This is a genomic window from uncultured Aquimarina sp. (assembly GCF_947500065.1).
Classification (GTDB): Bacteria; Bacteroidota; Bacteroidia; order Flavobacteriales; family Flavobacteriaceae; genus Aquimarina.
Map to the genome: position 1 here is coordinate 72,830 of NZ_CANMQT010000013.1, position 21,156 is coordinate 93,985.

At 31.1% G+C, this 21,156-nt stretch carries 24 protein-coding genes; 8 read left to right on the forward strand and 16 right to left on the reverse strand.

Annotated elements, in window-relative coordinates; genetic code table 11:
* Window positions 1–17: 17 nt before the first annotated feature.
* The 9 genes from Q0975_RS24645 to Q0975_RS24685 form a co-directional block, all read right to left on the reverse strand.
* Window positions 18–512, reverse strand: a complete 495-nt coding sequence (locus Q0975_RS24645; protein ID WP_299442290.1) for a DUF192 domain-containing protein — start codon at window positions 510–512, stop codon at window positions 18–20.
* Window positions 513–703: 191 nt separating this feature from the next.
* Window positions 704–1,003, reverse strand: a complete 300-nt coding sequence (locus tag Q0975_RS24650) for a hypothetical protein (protein WP_299442293.1) — start codon at window positions 1,001–1,003, stop codon at window positions 704–706.
* Between the two features lie 84 nt (window positions 1,004–1,087).
* Window positions 1,088–2,449: a cell envelope integrity protein CreD gene (gene creD / locus Q0975_RS24655; RefSeq protein WP_299442296.1), complete on the reverse strand. Its 1,362-nt coding sequence runs from the start codon at window positions 2,447–2,449 to the stop codon at window positions 1,088–1,090.
* Window positions 2,450–2,478: 29 nt separating this feature from the next.
* Window positions 2,479–3,132 carry a DUF1361 domain-containing protein gene (locus tag Q0975_RS24660; protein ID WP_299442299.1) on the reverse strand — a complete coding sequence of 218 codons (654 nt, stop codon included), beginning with the start codon at window positions 3,130–3,132 and terminating at the stop codon, window positions 2,479–2,481.
* Entirely contained in the window at window positions 3,132–3,446 is a 315-nt protein-coding gene (locus Q0975_RS24665; RefSeq protein WP_299442302.1) for a hypothetical protein, read from the reverse strand. Before Q0975_RS24665 ends, Q0975_RS24660 begins: the two co-directional genes overlap by 1 nt.
* The gene (locus tag Q0975_RS24670) at window positions 3,443–3,904 is read right to left on the reverse strand and encodes a hypothetical protein (protein ID WP_299442305.1); all 462 of its coding nucleotides are present in this window, start codon (window positions 3,902–3,904) and stop codon (window positions 3,443–3,445) included. Before Q0975_RS24670 ends, Q0975_RS24665 begins: the two co-directional genes overlap by 4 nt.
* Before the next feature lie 81 nt (window positions 3,905–3,985).
* The gene (locus Q0975_RS24675; RefSeq protein ID WP_299442308.1) at window positions 3,986–4,279 is read right to left on the reverse strand and encodes a transcriptional regulator; all 294 of its coding nucleotides are present in this window, start codon (window positions 4,277–4,279) and stop codon (window positions 3,986–3,988) included.
* A gap of 31 nt (window positions 4,280–4,310) precedes the next feature.
* Complete coding sequence (locus tag Q0975_RS24680; RefSeq protein WP_299442311.1) at window positions 4,311–4,916, reverse strand: hypothetical protein; 606 nt, start codon at window positions 4,914–4,916, stop codon at window positions 4,311–4,313.
* 80 nt (window positions 4,917–4,996) lie between these two features.
* Entirely contained in the window at window positions 4,997–5,719 is a 723-nt protein-coding gene (locus Q0975_RS24685; RefSeq protein ID WP_299442314.1) for a DUF6090 family protein, read from the reverse strand.
* A gap of 157 nt (window positions 5,720–5,876) precedes the next feature.
* On the opposite strand from Q0975_RS24685, the gene Q0975_RS24690 reads away from it, so the two are divergent.
* A complete protein-coding gene (locus Q0975_RS24690; RefSeq protein WP_299442317.1) occupies window positions 5,877–6,239 on the forward strand; it encodes a DUF1801 domain-containing protein in 363 nt (120 codons plus the stop codon).
* Here the strand turns inward: Q0975_RS24690 and kdsA are convergent.
* On the reverse strand, window positions 6,226–7,044 hold the full coding sequence (gene kdsA / locus Q0975_RS24695) for a 3-deoxy-8-phosphooctulonate synthase (protein WP_299442320.1): 819 nt from the start codon (window positions 7,042–7,044) through the stop codon (window positions 6,226–6,228). The genes Q0975_RS24690 and kdsA overlap by 14 nt on opposite strands.
* A gap of 290 nt (window positions 7,045–7,334) precedes the next feature.
* On the opposite strand from kdsA, the gene typA reads away from it, so the two are divergent.
* Together typA and Q0975_RS24705 are read left to right on the forward strand one after the other, a co-directional pair.
* Entirely contained in the window at window positions 7,335–9,134 is a 1,800-nt protein-coding gene (typA, locus tag Q0975_RS24700; RefSeq protein ID WP_299442323.1) for a translational GTPase TypA, read from the forward strand.
* Window positions 9,135–9,681: 547 nt separating this feature from the next.
* Window positions 9,682–10,614, forward strand: coding sequence for a GNAT family N-acetyltransferase (locus tag Q0975_RS24705; protein ID WP_299442326.1), 933 nt, complete (start codon window positions 9,682–9,684; stop codon window positions 10,612–10,614).
* A gap of 3 nt (window positions 10,615–10,617) precedes the next feature.
* Here Q0975_RS24705 and Q0975_RS24710 read toward each other — a convergent pair whose 3' ends face one another.
* Entirely contained in the window at window positions 10,618–11,763 is a 1,146-nt protein-coding gene (locus tag Q0975_RS24710; protein WP_299442329.1) for a glycosyltransferase, read from the reverse strand.
* Between the two features lie 182 nt (window positions 11,764–11,945).
* On the opposite strand from Q0975_RS24710, the gene Q0975_RS24715 reads away from it, so the two are divergent.
* The 4 genes from Q0975_RS24715 to Q0975_RS24730 all read left to right on the forward strand — a co-directional run bounded on the left by Q0975_RS24715 (window position 11,946) and on the right by Q0975_RS24730 (window position 15,979).
* Window positions 11,946–13,064 (forward strand): DegT/DnrJ/EryC1/StrS family aminotransferase, encoded by a 1,119-nt coding sequence (locus Q0975_RS24715; protein WP_299442332.1) that lies wholly within the window; start codon window positions 11,946–11,948, stop codon window positions 13,062–13,064.
* 4 nt (window positions 13,065–13,068) lie between these two features.
* Window positions 13,069–14,364: an O-antigen translocase gene (locus Q0975_RS24720; protein WP_299442335.1), complete on the forward strand. Its 1,296-nt coding sequence runs from the start codon at window positions 13,069–13,071 to the stop codon at window positions 14,362–14,364.
* Between the two features lie 131 nt (window positions 14,365–14,495).
* The gene (locus Q0975_RS24725; RefSeq protein ID WP_299442339.1) at window positions 14,496–15,569 is read left to right on the forward strand and encodes a glycosyltransferase; all 1,074 of its coding nucleotides are present in this window, start codon (window positions 14,496–14,498) and stop codon (window positions 15,567–15,569) included.
* Window positions 15,539–15,979, forward strand: coding sequence for an FdtA/QdtA family cupin domain-containing protein (locus Q0975_RS24730; protein WP_299442342.1), 441 nt, complete (start codon window positions 15,539–15,541; stop codon window positions 15,977–15,979). Before Q0975_RS24725 ends, Q0975_RS24730 begins: the two co-directional genes overlap by 31 nt.
* Here the strand turns inward: Q0975_RS24730 and Q0975_RS24735 are convergent.
* Both Q0975_RS24735 and Q0975_RS24740 read right to left on the reverse strand, forming a co-directional pair.
* Window positions 15,965–16,915 carry a glycosyltransferase family 2 protein gene (locus Q0975_RS24735; RefSeq protein WP_299442345.1) on the reverse strand — a complete coding sequence of 317 codons (951 nt, stop codon included), beginning with the start codon at window positions 16,913–16,915 and terminating at the stop codon, window positions 15,965–15,967. The two genes, Q0975_RS24730 and Q0975_RS24735, sit on opposite strands and share 15 nt — an antisense overlap.
* Window positions 16,915–17,793, reverse strand: coding sequence for a glycosyltransferase (locus Q0975_RS24740; protein ID WP_299442348.1), 879 nt, complete (start codon window positions 17,791–17,793; stop codon window positions 16,915–16,917). Before Q0975_RS24740 ends, Q0975_RS24735 begins: the two co-directional genes overlap by 1 nt.
* A gap of 59 nt (window positions 17,794–17,852) precedes the next feature.
* On the opposite strand from Q0975_RS24740, the gene Q0975_RS24745 reads away from it, so the two are divergent.
* Complete coding sequence (locus Q0975_RS24745) at window positions 17,853–18,683, forward strand: 2OG-Fe(II) oxygenase (protein WP_299442351.1); 831 nt, start codon at window positions 17,853–17,855, stop codon at window positions 18,681–18,683.
* A gap of 9 nt (window positions 18,684–18,692) precedes the next feature.
* Here the strand turns inward: Q0975_RS24745 and Q0975_RS24750 are convergent, their stop codons facing one another.
* The 3 genes from Q0975_RS24750 to Q0975_RS24760 form a co-directional block, all read right to left on the reverse strand.
* Window positions 18,693–19,670 (reverse strand): methyltransferase domain-containing protein, encoded by a 978-nt coding sequence (locus tag Q0975_RS24750; RefSeq protein WP_299442354.1) that lies wholly within the window; start codon window positions 19,668–19,670, stop codon window positions 18,693–18,695.
* Complete coding sequence (locus Q0975_RS24755) at window positions 19,670–20,359, reverse strand: class I SAM-dependent methyltransferase (RefSeq protein ID WP_299442357.1); 690 nt, start codon at window positions 20,357–20,359, stop codon at window positions 19,670–19,672. Before Q0975_RS24755 ends, Q0975_RS24750 begins: the two co-directional genes overlap by 1 nt.
* A gap of 61 nt (window positions 20,360–20,420) precedes the next feature.
* Window positions 20,421–21,104, reverse strand: coding sequence for an ATP-binding cassette domain-containing protein (locus tag Q0975_RS24760; protein WP_299442360.1), 684 nt, complete (start codon window positions 21,102–21,104; stop codon window positions 20,421–20,423).
* Between the last annotated feature and the right edge of the window lie 52 nt (window positions 21,105–21,156).

Consider the following 21,156-nt stretch of genomic DNA (forward strand, 5'->3'; position numbering starts at 1 on the left):
TTTAATAACGATATACTTTAGCCCTTTTTAAAGGATATAGAGTCACCAATTTTTAGATTCCATTGATCAGATAATCCTGCATTAATTTCTAAAATGTATTTTGCAGGTTTTACTGAAGGAAGTGAAGTCTCATCTAATGGTTTTGCATTTTTTTGAAAACTCACAATTTTATATTTGTCATCTATATAAATTATATCTAATGGTATCAGTGTATTTTTCATATAAAAATTCTGAGGTTTAAACATTTTCTGAATAAATAACATCCCTCTTTTTTCTTCCATGGATTTGCGATACATAAGACCTGTTTCTCTTTCGTAATCATTATCTGCAATTTCAATATCTAAAGTAATAATTTGATTAGGTATAGAATCTTTTAAATTATAAATAGAAAGTTCTCCTTCTTTAGTAAATCTTATTTCTTCAGTAACGATCTTCTTATCAGTCTCTTTTTTACAGGAAAAAATAGATAAAGAAAAAGCGGCGATAAGTGTTATAAAAATGTTTTTTTTCATTGTTCTTGTCTTTGTTTGTCATTCTAATGTAAATCGGAATCTACTTTAGAATCGGAAAGTAATAGTTTTATTTTTGAAACGCAATTTCGAATAGAGACAAATCTTTGTTAAATAAAAAGCCGCACTTCGAAAAATTGAAGCACGACTTTTCTCAACTAACTAACCAGCGTTTTTGAATTATGAATTATGAATTATGATTTACGAATTATGATTTTTGATTTTATGTAACAAATTAATTTGTAAACCATCAACCCTATAGTTCCTCCTAAAAAAGTAGCAAATATCAAATTGAATAGGCTGGGAACTGGATGTCCACCAGCATAGGTTGGGAAATCGTAAAGCAAGTTCATCAATTTTGAAATTTTATTAATGTGATAATAACAAGGATCAGGAATCAAAATTTTTTCCACTACAAAATAGTTCAGTAATAAAGCTGTAGATGATCCAATAAAAATATACCATAACCTTATTTTTGTGTTATTTCTTTTCATAAATTGATTCAGAATTCGATTTCTAATTTTTCAGGGTTTAGATGGTGAAATTTTAGTTTACAACTATTAACCAATCGTAACTCGCTAAACCCCATCATTTCCCCAATCAATTTTTTTGGATACCATCATGATGGTTCCTAAGATTAAAAACAAACCAATACTTCCTACCAATAACGCATAGTTCTCTAATTGAATAATGACAAAAATGAATGTATATAATGCTGCGAGTGATGCGGCAATGAGTCCCATAAATTTAAAACTTCTAAGAATTGCTTTAGAATAAAACGATATAAGTAAGACTACGGCTATTCCTGCAATTCCGTATGCATTTAAAAAACTAGAATGTTCAGATATAGATATCAGCAAGGTGTAAAACATAGTTAATGCTAATCCAATCATTAAATATTGAAAAGGATGGATGTTGATCTTGCTAACCGTTTGTATCAGAAAGAACACTAAAAATGTGAGTGCGATTACCAAATATCCGTATTTAGTGGCACGTTCACTTTTTTGATATTCATCTACCGGAATTAATAATTTAACTCCAAAAGCTGATGAATTAATATGTGGTAGCTCTCCGAAGAATTCTTGTTCAAACTCTCGATTGATTTGTAATACTTTCCAATTTGCTTTAAAACCATTTTCGGTAATCTCTTTGGTTTTTGTGTCTGGCAGATAGTTGCCGTTAAAACTTGGAGATGCCCAGTTGGATGTCATAGTAACATTGGTTTCTCTTCCTACTGGAATGAATCGTAACTGTTCACTACCGTTTACTTTTAATTCCATTTCAAAGTCTACGATGTTTTCTTTTGGTAATGAGATGTCTTTAAGAAACTTAGTTTCGAACCTATTTGTGGTGGAGTTTTGCGTGTATCTTGATTGCAGAGGGTAGTTTTCTGACCCCATTCGAACTTCTAGATTACTTTTAATTCCTTTAGAGTTTGTCGAATTTACTATTACAGTAGCTTTGTTCCATAGTACATCTTCTGGTTTTATATCTCGAATTTCGAAATTAGGTGTAGTAAAAGAGCCTTTTATTTTCATGTCCGCAGTGTATACAACCGATTCATAAATACTTCTACCTAAATTTTCAGACTCTACATTTGTCTTTATATCCAATGCATTAGGAAAGAAGAATGCATGATGGACAGTGATCATATCTTCCTGTGTATATGACTTTGTCTTTTCGTCCCAGGTTTTTTTAAGTTTATGCGTTTGGTAAGGGATTTTTAAAATAGGACCATACAGTAAAACTTCGTTTCCCCATTTTTGATTAATCTCGCTTACCACTTCCTCTTGCCTATAAGCACGTTCTTGAATGAGGTTTTTGATGTAAGACAGTGGGATTAATAACACTAAAATTAGTATACCAACCATAAGCATGCGCACAGTAATAGAAGTTTTTATCCATTGTCCAAAAGACTTTTTTTGTTTTTGAGTTTCCATAGTTTTTGAAATTTATAGTGATTGTATTTTTAGTTATATTCTTTTTGATAGTGTTGTATTAAGCGATAGGTTATGATTAAAAAACTACCAAAACCGATAGTAAATGCCCAAGTATTTATGTGTTCAATCGGGAATATGATTCGTTGAAATATATCACCCAGAACATCCATTGGATTTTGTATAAGGTCCCAGCTATTCCATCGGAGTATCCTTCCCATGTAAATTCCAAATCCACATAATAATAGTGTTAGGTGTGTAATGAGATTGGTTGTTTTTTTAGAAAAGTGTTCCTGAAGCAATTTTTGCATAGTTCGTAAAGAAGCGAATCCTACAATTAACCCATTTATAGCAAAAGATAGTATGAGTAATACATCAAACCATACGGATTGTAATGAACTTAGGCGGATGTGTTGTAAATCTGTAAGAATGTACGGAGCATTCGGAAGAAAAGCTAGCCAACAGACAAACCCTATTCCAAATAGAAAACGATTTTGGTGTATTTTCCTGAAACTTAATATTGTTGTGATTCCATAAGGGATACAAGCCAAAAATAGATTCCATACTAAGAATAGGAAAAAATAAGATTCTACTTTTGAAATCCTTATTAATAAAAGTAGTATGCTAAATAGTACTGCTATACTGAAACCTTTGATAAAAGGTAATTGTTGATTGATAATGTTCATTATAAAAGAGTATTATGAAAGGGGTTATTAATTACAATAAGAAAGTATCCAATGGCGATTGGGATATTGAGCGAGAATATCAATACAGTCGTTAGATTTTCTTTATAGTAATGATAGTTTACGATCGTATTAGCTAGTAATCCTATGAATGTAATTCCGTTAAGGATAACAGCAATCAAGACATAAAAAAGGCCGATGATTATGATTTTTTCCCAAGCGGTAATAAGATGAATTAAAAAAAGTATGGTGCCAAGTAAAAAACTAAACGTAGCAATCATAAGGGCGTTTCTGTTAACTGATTGTATTATTTTCATGTGATAGAAATTAAAAATGTAGTGCGTATGGTATTTAATGATTGATCTAATAATTTTCTGAAATCCAATTGATAAAATGCGTAAGCGTCACTTCCTTTTTTATAGGCGGTTCTAAATACCTTGAATTTATCAGGATAGAGTATTGTACCGATTAGAATAACAGTGTACAGGTATAGACTTTTTTTACCGTTACCGAGAAGATAGTATTGCATAGATATTTCTTCTGGTACTGTGATTCCAGTTTGTGTTAAGACATGAAATACATCGTGATTTTCGAGTTTAGGTTGAGGAGTGAAATCATGTTGCAATAAGAAACTCCCTAAATGAAATCCAAGACTTGTGTGAGGGTACTTCAATAATTGTGATACGGATATATCCCATGGAGCTTCTTTTTTGAACCATTTCTGATATGGGATCTTACTCCATTCATATAATACTTCTAATAATATTGATCTCATTTTACTGTTTTAAAAGTACTTTGAATTTCAAAGTAAATTGATAAAAAAAATATGCCTGTCACATCGACCGAAGTCGAAATGTTATTGTTTTAGTAATTTTTCAATAGCTTCTACATGTTTTTTGAATGCTTCACGACCTTTTTTAGTTGTGCTATACCGCGTGTTGGGTTTTCTGCCGATAAATGATTTTTCTACAATTATATATTCCTCTTTTTCCAAAGCTTTGGTGTGGCTTGCTAAATTGCCATCTGTAACACCAAGAAGCTCTTTTAACATTTTGAAATCAGCATATTCATTAACCATTAGGACAGACATAATCCCTAGTCGTATCCGATGATCAAAAGCTTTATTTATGTTACCAATTATATTTTTCATACTTCAGTTTCCATAAAACTGGAAATCTCTTTTATCGGTCGTGTTTAAAATAAATTAAACTACCATATACGATATGCATTACTCCAAATCCCGCAACCCAGAACCAAAACCCATAGGTAGGAAATACAGAACATATCAAACCTAATACAATTTCTACATATCCCAAATATTTTACATTACCAATAGTGTATTTAGAAGCATTCACTAGTGCTAATCCATAAAAGATTAACATTAAAGAGCCAGTTAGCCCATAATGATGGTTGTAAATTTTTATGAGGATAAAAATACCACCTGTAACTAGTGGGATTAGAAAAGCACTAAGTAATCTTTTGGATGCACTGTTCCATAAAGTTTCATTGTTTTTTCTGGCTTTTCTGTTACTTAATATAGCGGCGGTTAGAATACTTAAGAATGCAATTGCAACAAGATCAATTAGAATATAATTGAAAATTTTCCCGTGCAAGATTAAATAATCTCTACCACTTATGCTTACTAGATAATAGGCAATCGCTGCACCTATTAGGGCGTAGATTCCTGCCAGGATTCCTGATAATCCACTTAGAGAAAAAAAACGTGATGATTTATTCATCATATCTTTAATCTCTGTAATATCTTTTAAATAATCTTCTGTGCTCATATTTAAAGTACTTTGAAATACAAAGTAAAATTAAAATATTGAATTGTGCAAGTTTATTTTTTTAAAAGATGTGTCTGATATTAGTTTTTGTTACGTTTATCCAATTTATCTAAAATATAGATTGCATTTCTATTAAAAGACTTGAGGTATAATAAATGATTCTTGGATGCTAAAATACTATAGGCAGCTACTTTTTTTCTATATTCCTCGCCAGAGGCAAAATATGCAATCATATCTGGATTAGGATGTCCTTGAGTCCAATCTACAAACCAATCATATTTCTGAAAGTCTTCTACATTTTTAAAAACTGTATTTTTTAGCATATCATTGCTTTGTTCAATTAAACCAATATGTATTGTATAGAACTGCACTATATCTGTCAAAAGAGAATCTTTTTGAGAAGTGTTATCTTCGATTAGACTTCTGAGTTGGTCATATCCTTTTAAGTTGATATTAAAGGGTCTGTATGTAGTTGCGATACTTGGACAATAAGGGCATTCTTTATAATTGGTAATATTGATTTCCTTATTGATGATTCGACTACTATGTTTAATCATTTCTTCCTCTATTTTGATAAATCTGCTTGTAACAGTTGTATCTGTTATTAGATCATAAGAAACAGTATTAAGAATATTTTTTAAAGTTTGTTGTTTTTTTATAGATTGATTCCAATTATTAATTTGAAGGGCAATAAGTATCCCAATAACAACTAATACAATCTCCCCAATAGCATATAGAAAGTATTTGGTGAATTTGTTTTTGGAAATAGTATCTTGCCTAAGACTTCTAAAAAATTTAATCATACTAGTTTATTCCTTTTTATCGTTATTAAAAATAGGTAAAACTTTCTAATAGTATTTTTAGGAAATATTATTTGCATATTGAACTTCATTATTTATGGATTTTACCGGAACTAATCAATAAGTTTGTTTGTTCAGTTGTGAAATTTAATTTCCGGAGATGAAACCAGCAGAAGAGTATATTCTAAATCAATCAGAACCATTCAAATCAATGTTACTTCATTTACAAGTAGTCATTGAGTCTACATTGCCAGAAGTCGAGCTATTATTTAAATGGAAAGTACCTTTTTATTATATAGGTAAGAGTCCTATTTGTTATCTAAATGTAACCAAAGGGTATTTAGATGTTGGCTTTTGGAATGCCCAATACTTTACAGATCACGTAGATAAATTAGAAGCAGATAAAAGGAAGTATGTAAAGTCACTTCGCTACAGAAAACCTGAAGAAATAGATGAAGAAGTCTTTGTAGCTATTCTACAGCAAGCTTATATCTACAGAAAAGAAAAATTTATAACGAATTAACCGTTTGTCTTATCGCAACTAGATTACTTAGTAATTTTTCTAAATATTGAATATCAAGCATATTAGCTCCATCGCTTTTTGCATTAGCAGGATCAAAATGTGTTTCCATAAATAGTCCATCTACACCCGTTACAATTCCTGCACGCGCAATAGTTTCTATCATATCAGGTCTACCGCCCGTTACTCCACTAGATTGATTAGGTTGTTGTAGGGAATGCGTAACATCTAAAACTGTAGTGGCATATTCCTTCATAGTTGGTATTCCTCTAAAATCTACAATCATATCCTGGTATCCAAACATGGTTCCTCTGTCTGTTATCATTGCTAAGTCACTACCACTGTCTTTTACTTTTCTTACGGCATGTTGCATAGCTTCAGGACTCATAAACTGTCCTTTTTTTAGGTTTACAGTTCTGCCCGTTTTTGCAGCAGCTACAACTAAGTCAGTTTGTCTAACTAAAAATGCAGGGATTTGTAAAATATCTACATATTCTGCTGCCAAAGCTGCATCCTCATTTTCATGGATATCAGTCACTGTTGGAACTTCAAAAGTTTCTCCTACTTTACGTAAAATTTTTAATGCTTTTTCATTGCCAATACCTGTAAAGCTATCAATACGGCTACGATTTGCTTTCTTAAAAGAACCTTTAAAAACATATGGTATTTTGAGCTTAGAAGTAATTTCTACTACTTTTTCGGCAATTCGTAATGCCATTTCTTCTCCTTCGATAGCGCAAGGTCCTGCAAGAAGGAAGAAATTATTAGCATCAAGGTTTTTTAAGTTTTTGATCTTCGAAAGTTCCATATCGATATTTTGAAAGAGCAAAGATATGCGTTTTAGTAATCGTATGAAAAGTTTAAACCAATCAATAAGAAATTTTATAATGAAAATTGTGTAAGTGAATCAATCATTGGTTTCTCAGTAGGTTGTATAATAGTCAGATAGTCTTCCAGATCACCTATTGCTGCTGAAAATATAAACAGCTATAAAAGATAGGTTTAAGTATCTGATTTTGAGACTTTTTTAATATATTTAATTTAATATACAACCTATTAAAATATAACGTACATTTGCAGCCTTAAATTCAGGCGTATATGACTGCTATAAAAAACATTGCTATAATTGCTCACGTAGATCACGGTAAAACTACCTTGGTAGACAAAATTATGTATCACTGTCAATTGTTTCGTGAAAACGAAAATACAGGAGACTTAATTTTGGATAACAATGATTTAGAGCGTGAAAGAGGGATTACAATTACTTCTAAAAATGTTTCTGTTATCTATAAAGAAACAAAAATTAACATTATTGATACACCAGGTCACGCCGATTTCGGAGGAGAAGTGGAACGTGTATTGAATATGGCGGATGGAGTATTGTTATTGGTGGATGCTTTTGAAGGACCAATGCCGCAAACACGTTTTGTATTACAAAAAGCAATTGACCTTGGTCTAAAGCCTTGTGTGGTTATCAATAAAGTAGATAAAGAAAACTGTACTCCAGATGAGGTACATGAGAAAGTATTTGATCTAATGTTCGAATTAGGTGCAGAAGAGTGGCAGTTGGATTTCCCAACGGTTTATGGTTCAGCTAAGAACAATTGGATGAGTGATGACTGGAAGAATGAGACAGATAATATAGAGCCTTTATTAGATATGGTGATGGAACATATTCCTGCACCAAAAATAGAAGAAGGTACATTACAGATGTTAATTACATCTTTAGATTTCTCCTCATTTACTGGTCGTATTGCAATCGGTCGTTTACAAAGAGGAACGCTTACCGAAGGAATGCAAGTATCATTGGTGAAACGTGATGGAACTATAAAGAAATCTAAAATTAAAGAACTTCATACTTTCGAAGGTTTAGGAAGAATGAAAGTTGATAAAGTTGAGGCTGGAGATATTTGTGCTTTAGTAGGTTTAGAAGGATTCGAAATTGGTGATACGGTTGCTGATATCGAAAACCCTGAAGGATTAAAGACTATCGCAATTGATGAGCCAACAATGAGTATGTTGTTTACAATTAATGATTCTCCATTTTTTGGTAAAGATGGAAAATTTGTTACTTCAAGACATATTAAAGAAAGATTAGAGAAAGAATTAGAGAAGAACTTAGCACTTAGAGTTAATAATACAGATAGTGCCGATAAATTCATAGTATTTGGTAGAGGTGTACTTCACTTATCTGTATTGATCGAAACTATGCGTCGTGAAGGATATGAATTACAAATCGGTCAACCGCAAGTTATTATCAAAGAAATTGATGGAGTGAAATGTGAACCGATTGAAGAATTAACCATTGACTTACCAGAGAATGTATCTGGTAAAGCTGTGGAGATGGTAACTATGCGAAAAGGAGAAATGCTGAGCATGGAAGCTAAAGGTGATCGTATGGTTTGTGAATTTATGGTTCCATCAAGAGGAATTATTGGTTTACGTAACCAATTATTAACTGCCACAGCAGGAGAAGCGATAATGGCACACCGTTTTAAAGAGTATCAACCTCTTAAGGGTGATATTCCAGGTCGTATCAATGGTTCTTTGGTTTCTATGGAAAAAGGTTCTGCAATACCATACTCAATTGACAAGTTACAGGATAGAGGAAAGTTCTTTGTAGATCCAGGAGAGGATATTTATGAAGGACAGGTAATCGGAGAGAATTCTCGTGGAGATGATATGGCTGTAAATATTACTAAGACTAAGAAATTAAGTAATGTACGTTCATCTGGTGCGGATGATAAAGCTAAGATTGTTCCGGCAATCAAATTTTCTTTGGAAGAAGCTTTAGAGTATATACAGAAGGATGAGTATGTAGAAGTAACTCCTAATCATTTACGATTAAGAAAAGTATTCTTAACTGAAGTAGAACGTAAAAGAAATAAGATTGTGTAATCTTATTTCTGACTTTATATACAAATAAAAAATCCCGAGGAAACTCGGGATTTTTTGTCGAAATTTTGGGGTAATTATGGTTTTGGGATCAATTCGTTTTTGAGGGGCAAAATTTTTATCTCCAATATTTTTTATCTTCTGCAAATGTAATAGTTTAAACCGATGGATAACTTGTAAAATCCTTTAAAATATCGGTAAAATACATTTTTTGACGACAAAAAACACTCATCTGTGCTTTTCGACCTAAATTTTTAACATAATCACTAGAGTGTTTTACATCATTTATGACGCTAGTATCCCTCTTAATGAATAACATTAAAAAATTTCGTCTTATAAATATTGTGGGGTGAGTGGCTTTTGTAATTTATGGGGAATTACTCAATTGGTTATTACTAAAGTAATTAATAATACGACAATTGTAGGTATAAATTTTTATTACCTTTTTGCAAGAAAACAAACATAACTAGTATTCTTACTGGTTAAAAATAAGACTAATATTCCGGATACTCAAACAAATTAACTATTTTCACTTTCCTAAATAATTATTTTGCAGAAGTATACGATTAAGAGATATGATAAGGGTGATTATTCCCTATGGAATGATTTTATAGATAATTCCAAAAATGCTACTTTCCTTTTTCATAGAGATTTTATGGAATATCATTCGGATCGATTCCATGATTTTTCATTATTGATTTATGATAAAAAAAAATTAATTGGTGTTTTTCCTTCTAATGTAAAGGATGAAAAAGTCTATTCTCATCAAGGACTTACCTATGGAGGGTTAGTGTTAGGGGATAGTATGGGAGGAGAAAAGGTGAAAAATATTCTTTCAGATTTGATCTATTTTCTTCGTTCTCAAAAAATTAATAATTTATATATTAAATCAATACCGGTTTTTTATCATCAAAAGCCATCCAATGAACTTTTTTTTTTCTTCTCGGAATATGGAGCTGAACTTTATCATAGAGATCTTAATCTGGCGATAGATTATAGTATGCCGGCTAGTATTCATAAAAGCAAACTGAAGCACTATGAAAAAAGAAAAGATATCGGTTTTAAAATAAAGGAAGTGGATGATTTTACTGATTTCTGGAATGAGGTGTTGACTCCAAGATTGGCACAAAAACACAATGCTAAACCTGTGCATACCCTGGAAGAAATACAGTTGCTTAAAAAGAAATTTCCAGAATCGATAATACAATTTGTTATTAGTTTAGATAACGAAATTCTAGCAGGAATTACTGTTTTTAAAACAAAAGAGGTGGTAAAGTCTCAATATGGAGCAGTTACAGATTACGGCGAAAAACATAGAGCACTTGATTTTCTTTTTATATCCCTGATTAATCGATATCGAGAAGAGGGATATAAATTCTTTGACATGGGTACCGTAACGGATAATAATTTTGGGTTACTTAAGCAAAAAGAAGAATTAGGATGTGAAATATACACGCAGGATTTTTATAGATTAGACCTCTAACTCCTAGCAGTTTGTCTTCCAGGTTTCTGTGTACTTTTTTGCAATGGTGATATAGTGATGTTCCTTTTTTATAAATGCTCTAGCATTTCTTCCTATTTCGTGAATCTGAAGAGGGTTAAGAATAAGCTGTTCTAGGTTTTCTGCAATTTTAACACTATCGGGAAATGTGTCGATAGCTACAATATCTTTTAGATCATAGTGTTTTTTAAAAGCACTTCCAGCACCTGTAAAAACGACTTTTCCCATAGCCATAGCTTCCAAAGCATTATAGCCTTGGTCGTGAGCCTGTGTTTGATCCAGAATAATATGAGCAGATAAAAAATGCTTTATATATTCTTTATATTCCAGGTCTTTGGTAGTAATTACTTCAATTTTATTAGGATACTTTTTGGTGATGATATCTAATGCTTCTTTAAAATACCTGTTTCCTTTCTTTATATAATTGGCACTATTAATCCCGTGTAATACTTTGATTTTACCATTAGGTATAAACGGAGTAAACTCAATTTTATCAATGTTTACCGGATTAGGAATAAGAGGTAATGTTTTTGATGTATTTGCATATGCAATATTATACTCTACACTTACTGGTATAGCACCTTTAATATTCTCAAATACGAAATCGTGAATTTTTTTTTGCTTTTCGGATACAAATTTTAGCGTGTGCTGGTACGCTGTTTTTAAAGTCGGATTATCTAATAAAGGACTTACCGTACTATAAGGAAATTTTCCGGAAAGTAAATAAGAAATATATCTATAGTCGTCTCCACAAGCAAGTAAAAAGATATTTTTATTATTTTGAAAAAGCATTGTTAAAAGCTTTTTTTCAAAATAAGATCCAATGTTAAATGGAGTTTCATTAATCAACTGTACAAAATCATAATTCTTTAGAGATTCCTTATTTTTTTTGAATCTAATAAAGGTTTCAATGGATGCAATATCAACCGAAGTAAGTTTAAAGATTAAGTGCCGGATTTTATTAAGAAGAAAGTTGTTTTTTATTGATCTTCCATCAATATTGATATCCACAGGATATTTTTTAAAAACATCACCGCTACCGACAAGAGTTACCTGATGTCCATTTTTTATCAAACCTTCTTTAAGTGAATTATGTAACCGACTATATTCTCCTACTAATAGTATTTTCATTAAAGCAATATTAAGTCTTATATTAAAGACTCTAAAAAATTATCATACGTTCTTATGGGCTTACGCAAAAACAAATATCTTTGCTGTAAAGGTATTTTTAATACTTTAATAATAAAAACAGAATCTTATCGAATTCTTTAGTGTGTAAAGAATTAATAAGTGTAGTTAGATATTTTTTGATAATGACAAACCATAAACCGTCGATTCCTTTTTTAGATTTGTATACGATTAATGGTCGTTATCATGAAAAGCTAAAAAGCCGTTTTTCAGATTTCTTGGATTCAGGGACTTATATAAGAGGTGGTTTTGTAAACGAATTTGAAGAAGCCTATGCCAAGTTTTGCGGTACACAATATTGTGTTGGAGTGGGGAATGGTCTAGATGCGCTTACGCTTATTCTAAGAGGATATATAGAATTAGGTAAAGTAAATCCTGGTGATGAGGTATTAGTGGCAGCAAATACTTTTGTAGCGACTATATTGTCGATTAAATATTCAGGCCTTAAACCAGTATTGGTAGAACCAGATGAAAAACGATTCAACCTTGATGTTCATCTAATAGAACAGTATATTACTGAAAAAACTAAAGTAATTCTTCCAACACATCTGTACGGTCAATTAGCACAGATGAAAGAAATTAATGAAATAGCAAAGAAAAATAATTTATTAGTGATTAGCGACGCAGCTCAGGCACATGGAGCAAAAAGCAATAATGGAATATCTGCAGGAAATTTTGGCGATGCCTCTTCTTTTAGTTTTTATCCAGCTAAAAACTTGGGAGCATTTGGAGATGCAGGCGCTGTAACTACTAATGATGCGGCATTAGCAACTATTGTAAGAAGCTTAAGTAATTATGGTTCGTCAAAAAAGTATGAGAATGGTTATTTAGGTGTGAACTCTAGATTAGATGAATTACAGGCTTCATTTTTGTTAGAAAAACTAAAAGATCTAGAGGAAGATAACAAAATACGAAGGCAAATAGCAAAAAAATATTTGTCAGAAATTAAAAACGAAAAAATTCAATTACCTTTTTGGGATGGTTCAGAAAATCATGTGTTTCATCTTTTTGTGGTAAGAGTAACTAATCGAGATAAGTTTTGTCATTATTTAGAAGAAGCGGGAATAGGATATCTCATTCATTACCCAATTCCACCACATCACCAGAAAGCCTTAAAACAGTTTTCAAACCTCTCATTACCAATCACAGAAAAAATACATAAAGAAGTGGTTAGTATTCCTTTGAATATAGGTTTAGAAAACTACCAGATTGAACAGATAATTATGACATTAAATCAATATTAATAGAGTGAATTCATACTTTGATAAATTAAAAAACAATGTTTTAATTAAAGTTAGCTCGTTTAATGCTATTGGTGTTTTTGTAAAAATGGTTACAGGCTTCATAAGCCTTAAAGTAATTGCAGTGCTCTTAGGTCCAGAAGGATTGGCTTTGATAGGTAATCTTCGTAATGTTTTGACCTCTATTCAATCAGTAGGTACCTTAGGTTTGTATAATGGAGTTGTAAAATACATAGCCGAATTTAAAAACAATAAAGAGGAGTTAACAGCGATGTTATCAACTACCTATCTTTTTTGTTTTGCAGTTACTTTGATTTTGTCGGGTTGGCTTTATTTTGATCCGAGTTTTTGGAATGATTTGATTTTCGGTAATCAATATAATTATAGTTTTATTTTTAAAGCTTTGGCGATTGCGCTACCCTTTTATTCCATCAATACACTATGTTTGGCAATAATCAATGGCTATTCTAAATATAAGGTGTATATACTTATTAATATAGCTGCTAGTATTATTGGACTGTTGATTACTCTTTTGTTGGTTTGGGAATATAGATTGGAAGGAGCTTTTTTAGCCATTGTAATAAATCCGGCAATATCATTATTAATAACTGTGGTTGTTATTTTGAAACAAATGGATTTCACGAAATTCATTCTCTTAAATAAAATCTCTCCAAAATATATAAAAAGATTAAGTTCTTATGCTATAATGGCATTGATGTCTGCTACAGTGTTACCAGCAATTCTTATTAGAATTAGAAACTTCATTATTAATACTCAGGGAATAGAAGAAGCAGGGTATTGGGAAGCAATACAGAGTATAAGTAGTCAATATATGCTCTTTATAACGACATTGTTAACGATTTATCTACTTCCTAAATTGGCAGAAATAAAAAGAAGTAAAGATTTTAAATTAGAGGTGGTAAATTTTTATAAGACTATTTTGCCGGTATTTGTACTTGGATTTTTAATTATCTATGCTTTAAGAAATTTCATAATAAGAATTCTTTTTTCAGAGGATTTTATTCTTATGGAGCCTTTGTTTTTGTGGCAATTGTTTGGAGATTTCTTTAAAATAGCATCTTTAGTAATAGCATATCAATTTCTGGCTAAAAGAATGTTTTGGCAATATGTGATTACAGAGGTTATTTCGTTTGGTTTTTTGTATTTCGCAAGTATCTATTTGGTAAATCGTTTTGGTTTTATTGGTGCTTCTATGGCGTATTTTTTTAATTACGTTTTTTATTTTCTATTATTGGTGTTGGTATTCAGGAAATCATTTTTTGGGCCAGATAGAAGTATTTAATTCCTCATTGAGGATCTAATCACTCAAAGTTTGACTCGAGGACAAAATGCTTTTTAGAAACATACTTAGTGATTTGTTTTCAAGATTGTTTATATAATATGGCTCAAAAAGATAAGATAAAAGTTTGTATAATGGTTTCTTCATTAGGTGTTGGAGGAGCAGAAAGATCAAGCGCTATTTTATCGAAAATGCTAGTGAATTCAGGGTATGATGTAACCATCATAAGCGTTCTGGATGATATAGTGTATGATTATGAAGGAGACTTGATAAATCTCGAATTACTTACATCCTCAAATAAGTGGCTTTATAAACGTTGGCGTAAGTTTATTATTAGTAGAAAACTAGTAAGTGATAAGAAATTTGATTACATAATAGATGCGGCTCCAAGACCCTGGTGGTTTAGACAATGGTTTATTAATACTTTTGTATATCAAAAAACAGATACTGTATTTGTAGTACATAACTATAATTTGAGTGGTTATTTTCCGGAGAGTAAGTTTTTAGGAAAAAGATTATATAAAAACTCATATGAACTAGTTGGAGTTTCTAAAGATTCAGTACTTCATTTTAAGGAAAAGTATAATTTAGAGAAAGGGAGGTGTATTTATAATGCCTTTGATGAATCTCATTGGAATAAGTTGTCAGAAGTAAAGATTGATGTGCCGGAAAAACCATATATTTTATCTTACGGTAGGATTTTGGATGAGTCAAAAAATTACAGCTTTTTAATTAAAACTTATGCACAATCTAAGTTGCCTGCAAAAGGAATAAAACTTTTGGTAATTGGTGATGGACCAGATAAAATTAAGATTCAAAATCTTGTTAAAGGATATAGTTTACAAGAATATGTAATTTTCGAAGGGTTTTCTGAAAACCCGTTTCCATATGTGAAACAGGCATTGTTTACTACTTTGACAAGTAACTATGAAGGTTTTCCAATGGTTTTGATAGAATCTTTGGCTATGGAGACACCGGTTGTTTCTGTAGATTGCAAATCAGGTCCTTCAGAAGTTATTGTTACAGGGAAGAATGGTATCTTAGTACCGTTTAAAGATGAACTTGCATATAGTGAGGCTTTGAATAAAATGATTGGTGATCAAGATTTTTACAAACAATGTAAAGACGGAACGATCCCAAGTGTATCGAGTTTTAAAATAGAAAATATAATTCCAAAATGGCAGGAAATACTTCCATCCAAAAGATAATAAGCACTACCACTGTAGAAGATTGTAAGATTATAGAGATTCCTAAAATTAAGGATCCAAGAGGAAACATAGCAGTTGTAGAGAAGGATGTTATCCCTTTCGAAACTAAACGAGTGTATTACCTATATGATGTTCCTAGCGATGCGAGTAGAGGAGGGCATGCACATATAAACTTGTGTCAGTTTTTAATTGCTTTAAGTGGGAGTTTTGATGTGATTTTACATGATGGAGAACGAGAAAAGAAGGTTACACTTAATAAACCAAATAAAGGATTGTTAATTAAATCTGGGATATGGAGAGAGTTAGAAAATTTTTCTTCTGGTTCGGTTTGCCTTGTATTAGCTTCGGCAGTTTTTGAAGAAGAAGATTATATAAGAGATTTTAATGATTTTAAATTATTCAAAGGATGATAGTTTGATGCCAGCAATTAAAATTAGTTTACTCTTAATCATTTTCAAAAAAATGTAAAGAGGTTTAGGAGCCATTAGTAATATTTTTTGCTTTAGATTCAGATTTTTATAATCAATTTCTCCCTTGTATTTTTTTGCTGTTTTTTGATCTCCCGCAGATTTGTAGAGCAAGGAAGTTGCATATCTGTTTAGATCCAAGTATTTTTTTAAACTAGGATTGGTTTCTTCCTCTTTCTTAAATTTACTTAGATCCTGAAAGTTTCTTTTCAGTGTATCCGTGTTTGAAATTCTATTGTTCGCATTTAAGTTATAGGTAGCGGTAACATAGGTAGCAAGTGCTACTTCATATCTAAGAGCAATTCGGATCCAAAGATCCGTGTCTTCTCCCGCTCCGTGCGTGATATCAGTATCAAAAACGCCAATAGTATTCAGAATGTTCTTAGGAATAGCAACTGCCGAAGTCCATGCTATAGCATCTATAGTGCTCGATTCAAAGAAATCATCAACAATTATTAGTGTATTACTATTGATGTCGATGTTCTTAAAATTGGCTAAAAAAGTAGATTTCGCATTAAATCTTTTTTCATAAGATGTTGTAAATAAACCTGCTTTTGGAAATTTTTGAAATAATCGAAATAGTACTTCAAGATGATTAGGATACCAATAATCATCTGCATCAAGAAAAGCAATTAATTCGCCACTAGCTTTTTCAATTCCCAAATTTCTAGCTTTTGAGACACCATTATTTTTGGTTATTAAGTATTGTATCCTTTCATCCTGATATCTGTTTACAATTTCTTCACTTTGATCAGTAGAACCATCATTGATGATCACAATCTCATAATCTGTATAACTTTGGTCAAATACAGATTGCAATGTTTTAGCGATACTATTCTCTTTGTTGTAAAGTGGAATTATAATGGAGAAAAAAGGCACTATGTTTTGTTTTTAGTTAAGCAAAAGTAACCTAAACGATAGAAATCGTAGCATAAAATGGATGGATAAGACGAATGTAGATTTTTTTTAAGTAAATTTTTCGAGATTCTAAAAACAAAAGAAACAACTTTGTCAATTTTTAATTTATTCATTTTATAGTATAAACTAGAAACCTTGTATCGGTCATAAGCTAGTTTGTTGGTATCGATTAATTTAATTAAATTCTCTACGGCAAATTCGGTTTTTCTTATAAAAGTTTCCGCATCATCATTGGCATCATGAATTACTGGATTTATAATGTAATGAATAGGAATTTCTCTTTTAGAAATGGCATCAAAAAAGACGACATCTTCGCATCCGTATTTTTGTAAGGATTCATCAAATGTTATGATATCAAAAATATTTTTGTTTATTAAAAAATTTGAGGAACAAACAATAGATCTTTTGTTTGCTGCACTTTGCGAAACTGATTCTCTTTTTTTAGTATAAATCCAACGTAATTTATACGGTTTTTTTGGCGGTTCTTTTAAATAGGTCATTCCTCCAGTAACAACTTTACGATTGATATTTTCTAAATATGTTTTGATGAAATTTTCATTTTCAGGAAATGTACCAGCATCAATAAATAAGAGTTTATCGTATGAAGCTTCAGAAGCTAAGAGGTTTCTTATAGCGCTTCTCCCTATATTTTTTGGCAACTTTCTAAAAGAACATTCAGGTAAACTATTGATAGCACCATTTTCCTTTAGAAACAGATCGGATTGGTCATCAAACACCAATATTTCAAAAGAAATGCCACATAAAGAAACCTGTTTATAGACTTCTTTAATCAATGGAATTACATTGTAATTATAAACTGGGATCAAAATTGATAACATTTATAGATGCTTTACTAGAAGTTTATAATTATTTTTAGGACAAATTTGTAATTGGATAGATGAGTAACCTTAATAGAGATAAAATTGCCGATCTTATTTTTTTAAAGCTCAAAGATAATGAAGAAGTTTTAAAAAATCACTTTGATCAGAAAAGTGAAGGTATAGGCTATTTTTACTTGGATGATCTGCTTCCTGTAGAATTGGTCAAAGATATTTTTGATAAATTTCCTCTTACAAAAGATATAAAAGTTAAGAGAAGTATTAGAGAGTATAAATATGTGGCTGCTCAGATGAATAAGTACCATCCTTTATTAGAGGAAGTTATTTATGCATTTCAGGATGCTAGAATTGTAGATCTTATTGCAAAAATATGTGGTTATAGTGGTGTAATACCTGATGAAAATCTTTATGCAGGAGGTATTTCTATGATGGGAAAAGGGAATTATTTAAATCCACATTTAGATAACTCTCATGATAAAGATATAAAGTATTGGCGTGTGCTTAATCTGTTATATTATGTTACTCCGGATTGGAAACCTGAAAATGGAGGAAGCCTGGAATTATGGCCAAAAGGGTTAAAGAGTAATCCTATATCAATAAACTCAAAGTTCAATAGATTGGTAGTTATGGCAACTCATAAGAATTCTTGGCATTCTGTAGGTAAAGTAAAAGTTGATCATGTGAGATGCTGTGTTTCTAATTATTATTTCTCTACGGAACCTGTTGATGCTAAAAGGTCTTTTCATGTAACTACTTTTAGAGGTAGACCTGGTCAATATTTTAAAGATAAAATATTAAAACTGGATTCATCGATAAGAATGGGAGTTCGAAAAATATTTAAAAAAGGAATTCGAGAAAATCCTCATGTATATAAGAAGGACGATTCTTAAAGAAATAGATTAGTGTATGTCGTTTTCATAAATTCCAAAAACAAAGTCACTCGGATGATTTTTTAAGTATTCATCTTCAAATTCGAAAAGTTTGTTTAGCACTTTTTCCTTTTCCTCATCTAGTTCTACAAAGTGATGGGAAATATCTTTAAGAGCATTAGCTAAGAGATTACCACCATAGGCAGCCTCATAAATTGTTTTGTAATTTTTATGAATCGAAGGCATAATTTGAGCTGATTCCACACATTCAGAGGGATCTGCAAGTATCATTCGAATAATTCCGGACCCATAAATTCTATTCTTGTATAAGTTTAATTTAAACCTTTTTTTATAAGATTTAGGAATAAGCTTTAATGCTTTATTTGTTTCAATTATTTGATGTCTAGGGAATTGTAACCTGTTAGATCCTACAAATTCGTTTATAATAAGTTTTCCATCATTTTTTAAAGTATTCTTTATCTTCTTACCTACAAGTTCATCTATATTTTTAAAGTGATGTAGCGATGCATGAAAAAATACAATATCGAAATAATCCTCAGGAAATTCATATTCATAAAGATCCTGAATTTGAAAATGAATATTGTCTAGTTTTTGTTCGACTGCTATTTTTTTCGCTGAGTTAAAAAGTACTTCATTAATATCAATACATTGTATCTCTTCAAAATTATTGTAGCCGGCAAATTTAAGTTCGTGACTACAGACACCACTTCCTAAGGACAGCATTTTTAAACCTTTAGAATTGGATAAAAACTTCTTCATTACAAAATCTTCATACTCTAGTTCTTGATCTCCTGTAATGAGCTTATTCCAGCGTTTATGAATTTTCGGGATAATCCACCAATTAGCAGACTGAATGTCTAATTCATTAAAAGCACTTTTGGTTCTTTTGATGCTATTCAAATTCAGTTTAGACGTAATAAAAGGTAAACCACGTTGTCTAAACTTAGTGTAGGTCTCTATAATGTCATCCAGAGTAATCAGTCTCATCACTTTATAACTTCTAATACAACTTCTTGAAGTTGTAAACCATTAACATTATTCTCAGTATCCATAAAGTATTCTTTTGCTTGTATTGTAGTGAAATTATTTTCTTTCAATCGTTTTTTTAACCCTTCAACAGAATAAATTCTAACATGATCTTCTTGTCCAAAATGTTTTAATCGTTCTTCGGGAGATATGATATTTTCGTTTTCATAAATATTTCCACTCTTAAACGGAGTTTGAATCAAAATTGTTTTTTTTGGTTTTAGAACTCGGTATAATTCCTGAATTGCTTTTTTGTCATCAATAATATGTTCTAAAATATGATAGCAAATTATAAAATCGAAGTAATTATCGGCTACAGGTATTGAAGTTATATCAAAATTATAATCTGCGATAAATTCATTTTCAAAATCACTACTGTAATAAGAAATATTGCTGTTGTTTTTTAGCCTCCGATATAAAGATCTGGATGGAGAAAAATGTAATATTTTTCCTTTTAATTCGTGTTCATTTTGAATTATTTGATAAAGGCGTCTTGTTCTAGATATACTACCACAATAAGGACAGATCTTTTCTCCGGATTTTGACGTTATGTATTTCTTTAAATTGTGATTACATATGTTACAGGTATGTTTTTTGCCAGCGTATAAAAGCGCATATGGAAACCTAATGACCTCTTCGTACTTAAACAAAAAATATCTTGGAATAACTTTTTTAAAGATTTTTTTTATTGTTTGATACATCATTATGCGCTTACCCTTTTCGTTGTACTACTTCAAAAACTTTACTGCCTTCGCATTTCAATGTTTTTGATGGGTATTTAAGTAGCAAAGCGTAATCGTGAGTCGCCATTAGAATGGTATTTCCGTTTTTGTTAATATCCTGCAACACTTCCATTACTTCTACAGAAGTTTGTGGATCTAGATTTCCTGTGGGCTCATCTGCAAGAATTAATTCTGGGTCATTAAGCAGTGCTCGGGCAATGGCAATTCGTTGCTGTTCTCCGCCAGATAATTGATAAGGGAATTTAAAATCTTTGGTTTTCATTCCTACTTTATCTAATACATCATCAATCTTACTATCCATAGCTTTCTGATCTGACCAACCTGTAGCTTTCAGTACAAATACCAAATTGTCTTTTACAGTTCTGTCATTAAGCAATTTAAAATCCTGGAATACAATCCCTAGTTTTCTTCTTAAAAAAGGAATTTGATTTTCTTTTAATGTACTGAGATCAAAATCTACGATACTCCCTTCTCCTTCTATCAAAGGGATATCTCCATAAAGCGTTTTCATAAAACTACTTTTTCCGGTACCTGTTTTTCCGATCAGATAAACAAAATCTCCTTTATTAACTTCTACGTTAACATCTGACAAAATTAAGCTTTCGCGTTGATAGATTGATGCATTTTTAAGGCTTAGAACCGTTTCGGACATAATATGAGATGCTAATTTTATTAATTTTAGTAAAAGTAAAAAGTTTATGCAA

What these genes read in the sequence shown, in the direction of transcription:
- Q0975_RS24675 (WP_299442308.1), bottom strand. Translation starts at nt 4,279, where the DNA reads ATGAAAAATATAATTGGTAACATAAATAAAGCTTTTGATCATCGGATA.
- Q0975_RS24680 (WP_299442311.1), bottom strand. Translation starts at nt 4,916, where the DNA reads ATGAGCACAGAAGATTATTTAAAAGATATTACAGAGATTAAAGATATG.
- Q0975_RS24740 (WP_299442348.1), bottom strand. Translation starts at nt 17,793, where the DNA reads ATGTTATCAATTTTGATCCCAGTTTATAATTACAATGTAATTCCATTG.
- Q0975_RS24645 (WP_299442290.1), bottom strand. Translation starts at nt 512, where the DNA reads ATGAAAAAAAACATTTTTATAACACTTATCGCCGCTTTTTCTTTATCT.
- creD (WP_299442296.1), bottom strand. Translation starts at nt 2,449, where the DNA reads ATGGAAACTCAAAAACAAAAAAAGTCTTTTGGACAATGGATAAAAACT.
- Q0975_RS24665 (WP_299442302.1), bottom strand. Translation starts at nt 3,446, where the DNA reads ATGAAAATAATACAATCAGTTAACAGAAACGCCCTTATGATTGCTACG.
- Q0975_RS24760 (WP_299442360.1), bottom strand. Translation starts at nt 21,104, where the DNA reads ATGTCCGAAACGGTTCTAAGCCTTAAAAATGCATCAATCTATCAACGC.
- Q0975_RS24745 (WP_299442351.1), top strand. Translation starts at nt 17,853, where the DNA reads ATGAGTAACCTTAATAGAGATAAAATTGCCGATCTTATTTTTTTAAAG.
- Q0975_RS24715 (WP_299442332.1), top strand. Translation starts at nt 11,946, where the DNA reads ATGACAAACCATAAACCGTCGATTCCTTTTTTAGATTTGTATACGATT.
- Q0975_RS24650 (WP_299442293.1), bottom strand. Translation starts at nt 1,003, where the DNA reads ATGAAAAGAAATAACACAAAAATAAGGTTATGGTATATTTTTATTGGA.
- Q0975_RS24750 (WP_299442354.1), bottom strand. Translation starts at nt 19,670, where the DNA reads ATGAGACTGATTACTCTGGATGACATTATAGAGACCTACACTAAGTTT.
- Q0975_RS24660 (WP_299442299.1), bottom strand. Translation starts at nt 3,132, where the DNA reads ATGAACATTATCAATCAACAATTACCTTTTATCAAAGGTTTCAGTATA.
- kdsA (WP_299442320.1), bottom strand. Translation starts at nt 7,044, where the DNA reads ATGGAACTTTCGAAGATCAAAAACTTAAAAAACCTTGATGCTAATAAT.
- Q0975_RS24690 (WP_299442317.1), top strand. Translation starts at nt 5,877, where the DNA reads ATGAAACCAGCAGAAGAGTATATTCTAAATCAATCAGAACCATTCAAA.
- Q0975_RS24710 (WP_299442329.1), bottom strand. Translation starts at nt 11,763, where the DNA reads ATGAAAATACTATTAGTAGGAGAATATAGTCGGTTACATAATTCACTT.
- Q0975_RS24685 (WP_299442314.1), bottom strand. Translation starts at nt 5,719, where the DNA reads ATGATTAAATTTTTTAGAAGTCTTAGGCAAGATACTATTTCCAAAAAC.
- Q0975_RS24725 (WP_299442339.1), top strand. Translation starts at nt 14,496, where the DNA reads ATGGTTTCTTCATTAGGTGTTGGAGGAGCAGAAAGATCAAGCGCTATT.
- Q0975_RS24730 (WP_299442342.1), top strand. Translation starts at nt 15,539, where the DNA reads ATGGCAGGAAATACTTCCATCCAAAAGATAATAAGCACTACCACTGTA.
- typA (WP_299442323.1), top strand. Translation starts at nt 7,335, where the DNA reads ATGACTGCTATAAAAAACATTGCTATAATTGCTCACGTAGATCACGGT.
- Q0975_RS24670 (WP_299442305.1), bottom strand. Translation starts at nt 3,904, where the DNA reads ATGAGATCAATATTATTAGAAGTATTATATGAATGGAGTAAGATCCCA.